This is a genomic window from Nocardia suismassiliense (assembly GCF_900269665.1).
Classification (GTDB): Bacteria; Actinomycetota; Actinomycetes; order Mycobacteriales; family Mycobacteriaceae; genus Nocardia; species Nocardia suismassiliense.
Genome location: NZ_LT985361.1, coordinates 3,075,672 through 3,090,072, shown reverse-complemented (window position 1 = coordinate 3,090,072; position 14,401 = coordinate 3,075,672). Strand labels below are relative to the sequence as shown.

Sequence of the window (14,401 nt, the reverse complement as noted above, 5' to 3'; positions counted from 1 at the left end):
AACCTCAGAACACGAAACTCACAGAGCATCTATACGTTTCACAGGACGTCCAGCTCCTGTGAAGGGTGGGAACGCTTTGTGAGCCGAACTGCGGAGCCAGCTGAGCACGGACGACGCCGAGTGCGGTGTGCTGTGGCGGCTGCGGGCCCGACGGCGGCAACCAGCAGCTGCTCGGCGTGCGCCCGCCGGTCTCGACAACGCCCGCGGGCTAGACGGCCGCCCCGGATTTCTCCACCCGCACGGTCTCCAGCACTCCTCGTCATGTGTGTCCGGCCGGCTGCGGCTGCGGGCTAGATTGCCGCTCCGAACTTCTCTTCCCGGCGCCTCCATCAGCTCGTCGGCGTGCGCCCGGCCGGTCTCGACAGCAGCCGCAGGCTAAACGGCCGCTCCGGACTTCTCCGCCCGCGCAAGCTCCAGCAGTTCCTCGGCGTGCGCCCGCCCGGTCTCGGTGTCGTCCAAACCGGCCAGCATGCGGGCCAATTCGATGACGCGCTCGTCCTTGGTCAGCGCGTGCACACCGCTGTTGACTTTGCCCTTGCCGTCGTCGGACTTGTCGACCACCAGGTGGGTGTCGGCGAAGGCGGCGACCTGCGGCAGGTGGGTTACCACGATGACCTGGTGGGTGCGCGCGAGCCGGGCCAGCCTGCGGCCGATCTCCACCGCCGCGCGTCCGCCGACGCCGGCGTCGACCTCGTCGAACACCATGGTCGCGCCGTGGTCGGAGCTGGCGAGCACCACTTCGAGGGCGAGCATCACCCGGGAGAGCTCACCGCCGGATGCGCTCTTGCTCAACGGAAGTGACTGCGCACCCGAGTGCGCGGACAACCGGAACTCCACCTCGTCGATGCCGGATGACCCGGCGTGCACGTCTTTTCCGTCGATGGTCAACGGCGCCGAATCCTGCGGCCCCGCGGGCATCGGATGCACCTCGACCTCGAGCCTGGCCTTACCCATTGCCAGACCACCCAATTCGGCACTCACCGCGGACGCGAGCTTGCCCGCCGCCTTCTTCCGCGCGGCACTGAGTTTGCGAGCCGCCTCCCGCACCCGCTCGGCCGCGGAATCGACCTCGGCCGCCAACGCCGTCAACGTCTCCTCGGACACGTCGAGCGAGCCGAGGCGGCTGCGGGCGTCGTCGGCCCAGGCGATCACACCGTCGATGTCGGGCGCGTACTTGCGGGTCAGCGACTTGAGCTCGGCCTGCCGGGTGAGCAGCGAGTCCAGCGCGCCGGGGTCCGACGGCAGATCCGAGAGGTAGCCGCTGAGTTCGGTGGTCAGATCGACCACGACGGCGATGGCTTCGCCGAGCCGGGGACCGAGCGCGGTCAGCGCGGGATCATCGGCCGAGTCGATGCGAGCACGCGCGGAGCCGAGCAATTCCAGTGCGCCCGAACCCTCTTCGGGTGAATCGACGGGACCGGCCAGGGCGTCGTGCGCGGTTGCGGCAGCCTCCCTCAACGAATCGAGATCGCTGAGCCTGCGCACCTCGTCGACGATGCGCACGTCCTCGCCGGGTTCCGGTGCGATGGCGTCGATTTCGGACAGCGAATGCTGCAGCCGGTCCGCCTCCTGCGCCAATTCCCTACTGCGCGCGGTCCGTTCGAGCAGTTCTGCGCGGGCGTCCAACCAGGCGCGGCGGTGCACCGTGTATTTGCGCAACAGCGGCCCGACGGTGTCGGCGGCGAACTGGTCCAGCGCCGACAACTGCTGATCGGGGCGCTGCAACCGCAGCTGATCGTTCTGTCCGTGCACCGTCAGCAGCGACGCAGTGAAATCGGCGAGCACCGAGGCAGGCACGCCGCGCCCACCCAGGTGCGCGCGGGACCGCCCGTCGCTGCCGACCGTGCGGATCGCGATGATGCTGCCGTCGTCATCCTGTTCGGCCGCAGCCGATTCCAGCACCTGCGTCACTTCCGCGCGGGCCGCGTCGTTCACATCGTCGACGGTGAAGCGCCCCTCCACCACCGCACGCGCGGCACCGAGCCGCACCCGTCCCGCGTCGGCCCGCGCACCGCTCAGCAGGTGCAGGCTGGTGACCACCATGGTCTTGCCCGCACCGGTCTCACCCGTGAGAACAGTCAGGCCCTCGTGGAATTGCGCGGTGGCCGTGGAGATGACGCCAAGGCCGTCAATCCTGATCTCGGTCAGCATGTGTGCTCTCCGTTCGCCGTCGGCCACGCCAGCCTGTCACGGGCAATTGGAACTTGCGCACCATCCGGTCCGCGAACGGCGCGGAATCGAGCCGCACCCAGCGCACCGGCTGGGCACCGCGGACCGCTTCCAACCGGCCGCCCCTCGGCAACTCCAGGGTGCGCCTGCCATCCAGGAAAACTATCGCATCGTGACCGGTGGCCACGCACTCGACCGCGATCCGCGACTCCGGGCTGGTCACCAGCGGCCGCGCGAACAGCGCATGGGCGTTGCTCGGAACCACCAGCAGCGCCTCGAGTTCCGGCCACACCACCGGGCCGCCGGCGGAAAACGCGTAGGCGGTCGAACCGGTGGGCGTCGAGATCAGGATGCCGTCGCAGCCGAACGCCGACACCGGCCGACCGTCGACCTCCAGCACCAACTCCAGCACGCCTGTCCGCGAGGCGTTTTCGATGCTGGCCTCGTTCAACGCCCAGCCGGTCTGCACCACCTCGTCGTCGATCCGGACGGTGAAGTCGACGGTCATCCGATGTTCGATGCGGTAGTCGCCCCGAACCACGTGTGCCAGTGCGTCATCCAGATGCTCGGCCTCGGCCTCGGTCAGAAACCCGATGCGGCCCAGGTTGATCCCGAGCACCGGCACCCCGGCCGGGCGGGCCAGTTCGGCGGCGCGCAGGAAGGTGCCGTCACCACCGAGCACCAGCACCATCTCGCAGCCGATCGCCGCGTCCGGGCCGTGCTCGACCACCCGCACCGGATAACCACCCGGCTCGGCCTCGAACCGGGTGTCGACGGCCTCGTCGGCGAGTACCCGCAGGCAGATGCCCGCGTCGGCGAAGATTTTCGCCACCCGGTGGGCGGTCTCGATGATCTCCGCGCGGCCCGGATGTGCCACCAGCAGGATCTCCCGGCCACCGGCTCTGGTCGGCGCGTTCACTGTGGACCCTCCTCAACCGCACGCTCGACGAGAGCAGCGACTCGCTCCCCGTCGTCTTCGGGCTGCCCGTCTTTGCGCAACCATACGAAGTATTCGACATTGCCCGACGGGCCCGGCAGCGGGCTCGCCACCACCGCCTCCGTGCGCAGGCCGAGCGCCGCGGCTGCGGTGGCGACGTCGCGCACCGCTTCGGCGCGCAGCGCCGGGTCCCGCACCACGCCACCGGAACCCACGCGTTCCTTGCCGACCTCGAACTGGGGTTTCACCATGGGCAGCAGGTCGCCACCCGGTGCGGTGCACGCGGCCAGCGCGGGCAGCACCAGCGCGAGCGAGATGAACGACAGGTCGCCGACGACCAATTCGACTGTGCCGCCGACGGTTTCCGTGGTGATGTTGCGCACGTTGGTGCGATCGACCACCCGGACGCGATCGTCGTTCTGCAACCGCCAGATCAGCTGGCCGTAGCCGACGTCCACCGCGACCACCTCGCGAGCGTCGCGCGACAGCAGTACATCGGTGAAGCCGCCGGTCGACGCGCCCGCGTCCAGGCAGCGTTTACCCGCGATGGTGAGCCCGGCGGGCTCGAAGGCTGCCAGCGCACCGAGCAGCTTGTGCGCACCCCGGGAGGCCCACGACACCTCGTCGGGTTGTTCGCGGACCAGCAGCGGCGTACCCGCCTCGACGGCGGTCGCCGGCTTCACGGCGACCGTTCCAGCTATCAGGACGCGACCGGCGCCGATCAGCTCGACCGCGTGTTCCCGCGATCTCGCCAATCCGCGGCGAACCAGTTCGGCGTCCACGCGCGCGCGTCTGGCCACCTCAGATCTTGTCCACCGTGGCCAGGGCCTGCACGAGCACGTCGTGTGCCTGTTCCAGGATGCGCGCGCGGCGAGTGATGTCCGTGCCGGATTCGGCGCCCTCGGCCGCGGTCGGCGAGCCCGGCCAGCTGGTGCGCGTGGCGAGTTCGGTGAGCAGGCCGTCGATCTCGCTGCGGATGCGCTCCGGGTCGGCCGGCTCCGGGCGCCCTGGGCCACCCGGCAGATGCTGACCGGGCAGCGGGGCCCCGGGGCGGGGTCCGTTCGCGCCGGGTGCGTGCATACCGGGGCCGGTCGGGCGGGGCATGGGAGTAGTCATCGTGGCGTCAACGCTATCGGATTTCCGCAGCAGACGCGCGTACCGTCACGGCTCGTCCCGGGTTGCGCCGCAACCGGTCGGCGAGGTCTGCGGCGAGGTCGCTCGGGTCGGTGTGTGATTCGGCGGGCACCGGCGGGTAGTTCAGTGCGTCCAGCGAGTCGGCGACGTAGGTCGGGATGAACTCGTCCGTGGCGTCTTTGAGCTCGTCGAGCGTGCTGACGCCGGTCAGGACCAGCAGCGATTCGAGTCCGACGGTGTTCGCACCCTCGATGTCGGTATCGAGGCGGTCCCCCACCACCAGTGCGCTGCGGGTTCCGGCGCGCACGAGCGCGTCTTCCAGCAGGGGTGCATAGGGCTTGCCCGCGACGATCGGTTCGCGGTCGGAGGCGGTGCGCAGCGCGGCGACCATCGAGCCGTTGCCCGGCGCGAGGCCGCGCTCGTTCGGCAGGGTTTTGTCGGTGTTGGCCGCGACCCACAGCGCGCCTGCGCGCAGGGCATACGCCGCTTCGGCGAGGTCGGCCCAGCACGTGTGCGGTGAATGTCCTTGTACGACAGCGGCGGGTGCGGTTTCGTCGAAGCGGCGGATCGGGCGCAGGCCGACGGCGGTCACCTCGGCGGCCAGGTCGTCGGTACCGACGACCAGCACGTCCGCGCCCGGCTCGAGCTGTTCGGCCAGCAGCCGTGCGGCCGCCTGCGCGCTGGTCACCACCTCGTCGGTGCTCGCACGGAAGCCGAGTTCCGACAGGTGCGCGGCGACCGTCTTCGGTGCCCGGCTGGCGTTGTTGGTGACGTACATGAGCCGCTGCGCGGTCTCGTCGGGCGCCAACGCCGCCGGGGCGCCCTCGATCACCGCGTCACCGCGATACAGGGTGCCGTCCAGATCCAGCAGCAAGGCTTCGTAGCGATCGCGTAGCCGCTGCTTCCGGTTACCTACCAATGTCTCCGGCACCCCGCATGTTCCTCGTGTCTTCCGTATCGTCGCCCCGCACGGTGCCGAACTCCGCATCCGCCGGACGCTGTCCACCGCGCCGAGCCGGTGGCCCTCGGCAGGTCCGAGAAACCCGAACACTACGCCAGCGGGCCGACAGGAAAACGAACGGCATCGCCCCCGGAGGCGACGCTCACACCCCGTTCAGCGACCAACCGCCAACGGATCCGCCACAGCAACGGCTGACGTAAACGACGAACGGGACATGACGGCGGCTCTTCTCGCGATTCGCCACGATCATGTCCCGCTCGTTGCACCTCGTGCGCCGATTGGCGTTGTGTTGCCAACCGCAGCCACTGATCTGGCCGGCACATGGGTAACTCACCGGGTACCGGCTAACCCTGCCCACCCGAAACCGGCGGCCGCCGAAGCAACTCTCCCCGCACCTGAGCCTGGCCTGAATACCCGGAGAGGCGGAGGAGCTAGGCGACGCAGTTTCCGGCGCCGTCTGCCCTGCCTTCCTTGGGCGACATGATGCCGGGGACCGAGCAGTAGGTGCCCTCCGGCATCGGGACGAACTTCACTTCGTCCTGGCCGGGCGCGTGGCAGGTCGCCTGCGCGCCCACGCCGCCGGGAAGGTTGATGCTCTGGGTGAACTCGAGGCCGGCCTCTTCGCAGACGCGCTTGGCCTCCTGCCCGTAGTCGAACGGCTCCGCGTTAGCCGAGACCGTGCCCATCGCAGCCAATGCTGCGGCGGCCAATCCGACGAATACCGTTGCCCGGACACTGCTCATCGTGAATCTCCTTGTAATCAGACGGTCCCGTTGACGTATCGCTGATCTCTACAACATCATCCGGCCATGCCAACCGTAAGTCGGCACACCCGTAGCGATTTCGCGCCACGAGAACCATACGTTGTCCGTGCCAGGGTAACCGCGCATTCCGGCGAAGAGATCGCCGGGCGCGGAGCAGCGAAACCTGCTGGGATGCCTAGCAATCCAGGAGACTGGACGGCACGCTCCGGTGCGCCAACGAACTGGCACTTATGCCAACTGCCGGTGGGTATGCGCGGAAACTCGCTGGTACGCAAAGCTGTCCAAGAGATCTCGGTGTCGCCCAGCGTCGGCTTGTCGCTCGACGAGGTTCGACTCCGCACAGCCCCACAGTTTCTGATTTTCCGCACAAGGAATGGCATGCGATTCGGTGTGCGCGAAATCAGAAGGTGTGCGGGGCAGCTCTCAGCTAGCCCCGCGCTCCGAGTTCAGCATTGCCAGCACGGCGCGACACTCAGCCGTGCCTGTCCTGCTACAGCTGTAGGTCGTCGTCGGGGAGGGCGCCGCCGGTGAGTTCCTCGGCGCGTTCTTCCGCGTCGGTTTCGCCGTCGAGGTCGGCCGAGGCGGCGTTGAGGAACCAGGTGAGGCCCTCGTCGGTGCGGCCTGCGGCGACGAGGGCGTCGGCGTAGGCGTAGAAGAGGCGGGCTGCGGCCGAGCCGGTGCGCGACGGGTCCAGCTCGGAGGTCTGCAGGGTGACGACGGCCTGATCGTATTCGCCGAGGTCCATCCGGGCGCCTGCGACGACGATGCGCAGTTCGGTGGCTTCGTCACCGGTCAGGGCGCGGGCCTCGTCGCTGCGGCCGAGTTCGATGGCGCGTTCGGGGCGGCCGAGTCCGCGTTCGCAGTCGGCCATGACGGCCAGCAGGCCGGAGCCGCCGGACATGCGGCGGGCAGTGCGCAGCTCAGACAGGGCTTCCGCCCATTCACCTGCGTGGTAGGCGGTGACACCCGCGGTTTCCCGCACCACGGCGATGCGGCCCGCGCGCTGCCGAGCAGCCCGCGCATGAGCGAGAGCGAGGCGTGGGTCGTCGTCGATCAGTTTGGCTGCCATCACCAGGTGCCGGGCCACCGCTTCCGCGTTGGACTTGTCCAGGCTCAGCAGGTCGCGACGGACAGCGGGTTCCAAGTCGGACGGCTGCACGTCATCGGGAAGGTCGGGCTCCTCCGGACGCGCCGCACGACGCTCCTGCAACCGATCGCCACCGACGCTGCGGGCACCTTCACCACCGCGCCGACGATCATCGGGTCCGTTGCCCCGCGAATCGCTGCCACGGTCGAACCCGCCACGGCCGCCGGAATCGCCGCCGCGCTTGAAGCCGCCGCGGTCACCGGAATCCCGCTGACCGCCCGAGTCACCACTACGATTGAAACCGCCACGCTCGCTGGAGCCGCCGCGGTTGAAACCACCACGGTCACCCGAGTCGCTGCCACGGTTGAAACCGCCGCGATCGCTCGAACCACCACTGCGATTGAAACCACCGCGCTCTCCCGAGCCACCGCTGCGGTTGGACCCGCCGCGATCGCCGGAGTCGCCGCTGCGGTTAAAGCCACCACGGTCGCCGGAGTCGCGCTGACCACTGGAATCGCCACCACGGCTGAAACCGCCACGTTCGCCGGAACCACTACGGTTGAAGCCGCCACGGCTATCCGAGTCGCCACCACGGCTGAAACCACCGCGATCACTGGAGCCACCACTGCGATTGAAACCACCACGATCACCGGAACCACCGCTGCGGTTAAAGCCACCGCGATCGCCGGAACCACCACTGCGGTTGGATCCACCGCGATCACTGGAGTCGCGCTGGCCACCGGAGTCGCCCCCACGATTGAAGCCACTGCGCTCGCCGGAACCACCGCTACGGTTGAATCCCCCGCGCTCACCCGAGCCACGATTGAACCCGCCACGCTCGTCCGAGCCACCGCCGCGGTTGAAACCGCCACGCTCGCCGGAACTTCCGCGCTGCCCGGAATCGCCGCGACTGCTCGAGTCGCCGCCGCGCTTGAAACCGCCACGGCTGTCCGAATCGCCACCACGGTTGAAACCACCGCGATCGCCGGAGCTGCCGCTACGGTTGAACCCGCCGCGCTCACCCGAGTCGCTGCCGCGGTTGGCACCGCCACTCTCGTTGGAACCACCGCTACGGTTGAAGCCGCCTCGGCTACCCGAATCGCCACCACGGTTGGCGCTGCCGGAGGAGCCGGCGTCGTCACGGCGGTTGAACCCGCCGGAGTCGCCACGATTGCTGGTGCCGCGCGAGCTCGAATCACCGCTGCGGTTGAAGCCGCCGCGGTCGCCGGCATTACCGCGCTGGCCGGAGTCGTTGCGTTTGAAGCCGCCGCGCTGGCCGCTTTCGCGGTCGGGGCGCTTGCCGGTGGAGTCTGCGCCGGACGCACCGCTGCCCTGGGAGGGGCGATCGGATCCCTCGCCGCGCCGGAAGGACTTCCGGTCGTCGTCGTTCTTTTCCGACACGGTGATCCCTTTCTGAGGTCCGCAAGAGGTGGTCGGGGCCCCACAAATTCAATCACGTGTCCTGGTGGGGACATGACACGGCAAGGTCGTCCAGGCACGGCAAGGTGCTGAAACGACGATAGGGGACCCAGAATCTGGGTCCCCTATCGTGAAGGATGTTCCGGCGGTGTCCTACTCTCCCACACCCTGTCGAGTGCAGTACCATCGGCGCTGGCAGGCTTAGCTTCCGGGTTCGGAATGGGACCGGGCGTTTCCCTGCCGCTATGGCCGCCGTAACTCTATGAAACTGTCACACTCCGTGTCCCAGGTTCACCAGGAGAGTTGTTTCAGGGGCTTCGCCCCTGAAAACCCCACCCCGGTCGCAGGTTCGCAGGGCTGACCCTGAAACCGTTGAGCGTGTGAGATCTTCGCAGAGGCGCAAGCCTCTGAAACTCTCACTCCGAACCCGTGAACACGGTGTCGTGTGTTGTTTCAGATACTGCACAGTGGACGCGTAGCTTCTTTGTTGGTAAGTCCTCGGCCGATTAGTACCAGTCACCTACACCCGTTACCGGGCTTCCAGTTCTGGCCTATCAACCCCATGGTCTGTGGGGGGCCTTAACCACTCGAAGGTGGTGAGAAACCTCATCTTGGAACAGGCTTCCCGCTTAGATGCTTTCAGCGGTTATCCCTTCCGAACGTAGCTAACCAGCGGTGCTCCTGGCGGAACAACTGGCACACCAGAGGTTCGTCCGTCCCGGTCCTCTCGTACTAGGGACAGCCTTCCTCAAGTTTCTGACGCGCGCGGCGGATAGAGACCGAACTGTCTCACGACGTTCTAAACCCAGCTCGCGTGCCGCTTTAATGGGCGAACAGCCCAACCCTTGGGACCTACTCCAGCCCCAGGATGCGACGAGCCGACATCGAGGTGCCAAACCATCCCGTCGATATGGACTCTTGGGGAAGATCAGCCTGTTATCCCCGGGGTACCTTTTATCCGTTGAGCGACACCGCTTCCACTTGCCGGTGCCGGATCACTAGTCCCGACTTTCGTCCCTGCTCGAGCTGTCGCTCTCACAGCCAAGCTCCCTTGTGAACTGGCACTCGACACCTGATTGCCAACCAGGCTGAGGGAACCTTTGGGCGCCTCCGTTACATTTTAGGAGGCAACCGCCCCAGTTAAACTACCCACCAGGCACTGTCCCTGAACCAGATCATGGTCCGAGGTTAGAAGTCCAATACGATCAGAGTGGTATTTCAACGATGACTCCACGAACACTGGCGTGCCCGCTTCACAGTCTCCCACCTATCCTACACAAACCGTACCGAACACCAATACCAAGCTATAGTGAAGGTCCCGGGGTCTTTTCGTCCTGCCGCGCGTAACGAGCATCTTTACTCGTAATGCAATTTCGCCGAGTCTGTGGTTGAGACAGCTGAGAAGTCGTTACGCCATTCGTGCAGGTCGGAACTTACCCGACAAGGAATTTCGCTACCTTAGGATGGTTATAGTTACCACCGCCGTTTACCGGGGCTTAAATTCTCAGCTTCGCACCCGAAGGCGCTAACCGGTCCTCTTAACCTTCCGGCACCGGGCAGGCGTCAGTCCGTATACATCGTCTTACGACTTCGCACGGACCTGTGTTTTTAGTAAACAGTCGCTTCTCACTGGTCTCTGCGACCACCCCCAGCTCAGGAAGTAAATTCCGTCACCAGAAATGGTCCCCCTTCTCCCGAAGTTACGGGGGCATTTTGCCGAGTTCCTTAACCACAGTTCTCTCGATCGCCTTAGTATTCTCTACCTGACCACCTGTGTCGGTTTGGGGTACGGGCCGTGTACCAACTCACTAGAGGCTTTTCTCGGCAGCATAGGATCACTGAATTCGCCTCAATCGGCTACGCATCACCTCTCAGGCTACATGTCCGGCGGATTTGCCTACCGGACGCCCTACAGGCTTACACCAGTACAACCACTGACTGGCCCAGCTACCTTCCTGCGTCACCCCATCGCTTGACTACTACCAGCCGGGGTCATGTGCAGCCCCTCACTCGAGACCCGAAGGTCTTCTCGGAGGTTTTGGACACTTAGCACAACTGATTCATCATGGGCGCGGATACACGGGTACGGGAATATCAACCCGTTGTCCATCGACTACGCCTGTCGGCCTCGCCTTAGGTCCCGACTCACCCTGGGCGGATTAACCTGGCCCAGGAACCCTTGGTCATTCGGCGGACGAGTTTCTCACTCGTCTTTCGCTACTCATGCCTGCATTCTCACTCCCATAGCCTCCACAACTAGGTCACCCTGCTGCTTCCATGGCTATAGGACGCTCCCCTACCCATCCACACCGCTGCACCACCCCCCGTAGAGAGTGGCGGACGTATTGTGTGAATGCCGCGGCTTCGGCGGTGTACTTGAGCCCCGCTACATTGTCGGCGCAAAATCACTTGACCAGTGAGCTATTACGCACTCTTTCAAGGGTGGCTGCTTCTAAGCCAACCTCCTGGTTGTCTTCGCGACTTCACATCCTTTTCCACTTAGTACACGCTTAGGGGCCTTAGCCGGCGATCTGGGCTGTTTCCCTCTCGACTACGAAGCTTATCCCCCGCAGTCTCACTGCCACGCTCTCACACACCGGCATTCGGAGTTTGGCTGATTTCGGTAAGCTTGTAGGCCCCCTAGACCATCCAGTAGCTCTACCTCCGGCGTGAAACACGTGACGCTGCACCTAAATGCATTTCGGGGAGAACCAGCTATCACGGAGTTTGATTGGCCTTTCACCCCTACCCACAGCTCATCCCCTCAGTTTTCAACCTAAGTGGGTTCGGGCCTCCACGACGTCTTACCGTCGCTTCACCCTGGCCATGGGTAGATCACTCCGCTTCGGGTCTAGAACATGCGACTGGATCGCCCTATTCGGACTCGCTTTCGCTACGGCTACCCCACACGGGTTAACCTCGCCACATGCCACTAACTCGCAGGCTCATTCTTCAAAAGGCACGCCATCACCCACAGTCGACCAAACGACTCGCAGGCTTTGACGGATTGTAAGCGCACGGTTTCAGGTACTATTTCACTCCCCTCCCGGGGTACTTTTCACCTTTCCCTCACGGTACTAGTCCGCTATCGGTCACCAGGGAGTATTCAGGCTTACCGGGTGGTCCCGGCAGATTCACAGCAGATTTCACGGGCCCGCTGCTACTCGGGTACTCACTACGAGAGCCGTTGAGTTTTCGTCTACGGGATTCTCACCCTCTACGACAGGCCGTTCCAGACCACTTCGACTAACACAACGGTTTCTGACTCCCGCCTACCACGGCAGTGATAGGAAAATGAGCCCCACTACCCCACATACACAACCCCTGCCGGGTATCACATGTACATGGTTTAGCCTCATCCGCTTTCGCTCGCCACTACTCACGGAATCACAATTGTTTTCTCTTCCTGTGGGTACTGAGATGTTTCACTTCCCCACGTTCCCTCCACACACCCTATATATTCAGATGCGGGTAACACGACATCACTCGTGCTGGGTTTCCCCATTCGGAAATCCTCGGATCTCAGCTCGGTTGACAGCTCCCCGAGGCTTATCGCAGCCTCCTACGTCCTTCATCGGCTCCTGGTGCCAAGGCATCCACCGTACGCTCTTAAACACTTACTAACAAAGATGCTCGCGTCCACTGTGCAGTTCTCAAACAACACACAAAGCCAAACCCATACTCAGCACCAGCCAGAGGAAACCCCTGCGGTATGACTGAAGATCCAGCCTTGTCGTTATCTTGCCCAGAGAAACACTCGCGTGTTCTCTCAGGACCCAACAGTGTGCCGATATATCCCCTCGCCAACCAGTCATGACGACCGATTGATACGCGAGAAGAGTCAGTCAGTGTTCCACCCATGAGCGTCCGCCGGATGACGTATGCATCCGAAACGGTCTCTGCCACAAGACGTTTAACATCCCACCTGTGTGGGTGTCCGTGGAGATGTGCTCCTTAGAAAGGAGGTGATCCAGCCGCACCTTCCGGTACGGCTACCTTGTTACGACTTCGTCCCAATCGCCAATCCCACCTTCGACGGCTCCCTCCCACAAGGGGTTAGGCCACCGGCTTCGGGTGTTACCGACTTTCATGACGTGACGGGCGGTGTGTACAAGGCCCGGGAACGTATTCACCGCAGCGTTGCTGATCTGCGATTACTAGCGACTCCAACTTCACGGGGTCGAGTTGCAGACCCCGATCCGAACTGAGACCGGCTTTAAGGGATTCGCTCCACCTCACGGTATCGCAGCCCTCTGTACCGGCCATTGTAGCATGTGTGAAGCCCTGGACATAAGGGGCATGATGACTTGACGTCGTCCCCACCTTCCTCCGAGTTGACCCCGGCAGTCTCCTGCGAGTCCCCGCCATTACGCGCTGGCAACACAGGACAAGGGTTGCGCTCGTTGCGGGACTTAACCCAACATCTCACGACACGAGCTGACGACAGCCATGCACCACCTGTACACCGACCACAAGGGGGCCTACATCTCTGCAGGTTTCCGGTGTATGTCAAACCCAGGTAAGGTTCTTCGCGTTGCATCGAATTAATCCACATGCTCCGCCGCTTGTGCGGGCCCCCGTCAATTCCTTTGAGTTTTAGCCTTGCGGCCGTACTCCCCAGGCGGGGTACTTAATGCGTTAGCTACGGCACGGATCCCGTGGAAGGAAACCCACACCTAGTACCCACCGTTTACGGCGTGGACTACCAGGGTATCTAATCCTGTTCGCTACCCACGCTTTCGCTTCTCAGCGTCAGTTACTTCCCAGAGACCCGCCTTCGCCACCGGTGTTCCTCCTGATATCTGCGCATTTCACCGCTACACCAGGAATTCCAGTCTCCCCTGAAGTACTCTAGTCTGCCCGTATCGCCTGCAAGCTTAAGGTTGAGCCCCAAGTTTTCACAGAAGACGCGACAGACCGCCTACAAGCTCTTTACGCCCAGTAATTCCGGACAACGCTCGCACCCTACGTATTACCGCGGCTGCTGGCACGTAGTTGGCCGGTGCTTCTTCTACAGGTACCGTCACTTTCGCTTCGTCCCTGTCGAAAGGAGTTTACAACCCGAAGGCCGTCATCCTCCACGCGGCGTCGCTGCATCAGGCTTTCGCCCATTGTGCAATATTCCCCACTGCTGCCTCCCGTAGGAGTCTGGGCCGTGTCTCAGTCCCAGTGTGGCCGGTCACCCTCTCAGGTCGGCTACCCGTCGTCGCCTTGGTGGGCCGTTACCCCGCCAACAAGCTGATAGGCCGCGGGCCCATCTCGCACCGATAAATCTTTCCACCCACCAGCATGCACTGGAAGGTCATATCCGGTATTAGACCCAGTTTCCCAGGCTTATCCCGAAGTGCGAGGCAGATCACCCACGTGTTACTCACCCGTTCGCCGCTCGTGTACCCCGAAGGGCCTTACCGCTCGACTTGCATGTGTTAAGCACGCCGCCAGCGTTCGTCCTGAGCCAGGATCAAACTCTCCGTTGAAGACTCTCAACCAACCTCCGAAGAGGCCAATCAGAAGAATAACTAGAGTCCGAAAACCTAGCAAAACAAAACGCCAGCAAAAAGATTTGCTGACTAAATGTCCGACCTCTCAACCGGGGGGTATGAGAAGCCGGAACCAATTAAATAATTGGCACTGACATTCATCGACACACTATTGAGTTCTCAAAGAACACACGCACACACTTCATCCCCGGCGCTAACCGGTTCGTCCGTGAGGCAACTGTTCCAGCCTAAACGGCTTCTCCCGCAGAGTCAAGTCCGCGTGATCGCCCTAGACGTCTTACTGATGGCCAGGCGCACCCCGTACTACCTCGTTTCCCAGTCCATCCGCTCAGCGTCTCCGCTGTGCTTCTCGGCTCCGGGTCGGTGTCCGTGTCGCTCTGACTTGGATAAAGTTACGCGGCGGATAACGCAGAGTCAAATCCGCTGTTC

Annotated in this window: 6 protein-coding genes, 3 rRNA genes and 1 pseudogene; all 10 read right to left on the bottom strand. The window is 63.8% G+C overall.

What is annotated here, in order from left to right:
* Positions 1 to 375: 375 nt before the first annotated feature.
* On the bottom strand, positions 376 to 2,151 hold the full coding sequence (recN, locus tag DBO33_RS13940) for a DNA repair protein RecN (protein ID WP_107655405.1): 1,776 nt from the start codon (positions 2,149 to 2,151) through the stop codon (positions 376 to 378).
* Complete coding sequence (locus DBO33_RS13935; RefSeq protein WP_107660253.1) at positions 2,129 to 3,088, bottom strand: NAD kinase; 960 nt, start codon at positions 3,086 to 3,088, stop codon at positions 2,129 to 2,131. The genes recN and DBO33_RS13935 overlap by 23 nt, the downstream gene beginning before the upstream one ends.
* On the bottom strand, positions 3,085 to 3,906 hold the full coding sequence (locus tag DBO33_RS13930) for a TlyA family RNA methyltransferase (protein ID WP_107655404.1): 822 nt from the start codon (positions 3,904 to 3,906) through the stop codon (positions 3,085 to 3,087). Before DBO33_RS13930 ends, DBO33_RS13935 begins: the two co-directional genes overlap by 4 nt.
* Before the next feature lies 1 nt (position 3,907).
* Positions 3,908 to 4,222, bottom strand: coding sequence for a hypothetical protein (locus DBO33_RS13925; protein ID WP_325050712.1), 315 nt, complete (start codon positions 4,220 to 4,222; stop codon positions 3,908 to 3,910).
* Positions 4,223 to 4,235: 13 nt separating this feature from the next.
* Positions 4,236 to 5,171: an HAD-IIA family hydrolase gene (locus DBO33_RS13920; protein WP_234390829.1), complete on the bottom strand. Its 936-nt coding sequence runs from the start codon at positions 5,169 to 5,171 to the stop codon at positions 4,236 to 4,238.
* 461 nt (positions 5,172 to 5,632) lie between these two features.
* Entirely contained in the window at positions 5,633 to 5,944 is a 312-nt protein-coding gene (locus tag DBO33_RS13915; protein WP_159080244.1) for a hypothetical protein, read from the bottom strand.
* A gap of 511 nt (positions 5,945 to 6,455) precedes the next feature.
* Positions 6,456 to 7,445: pseudogene (locus DBO33_RS13910) on the bottom strand (hypothetical protein); the annotation flags it as partial.
* A gap of 1,166 nt (positions 7,446 to 8,611) precedes the next feature.
* Positions 8,612 to 8,728 (bottom strand): 5S ribosomal RNA (gene rrf / locus DBO33_RS13905).
* 229 nt (positions 8,729 to 8,957) lie between these two features.
* Positions 8,958 to 12,094 (bottom strand): 23S ribosomal RNA (locus DBO33_RS13900).
* 335 nt (positions 12,095 to 12,429) lie between these two features.
* Positions 12,430 to 13,948: ribosomal RNA gene (locus DBO33_RS13895) — 16S ribosomal RNA — on the bottom strand.
* Together the 16S, 23S and 5S rRNA genes form the textbook arrangement of a ribosomal RNA operon.
* Positions 13,949 to 14,401 lie beyond the last annotated feature (453 nt).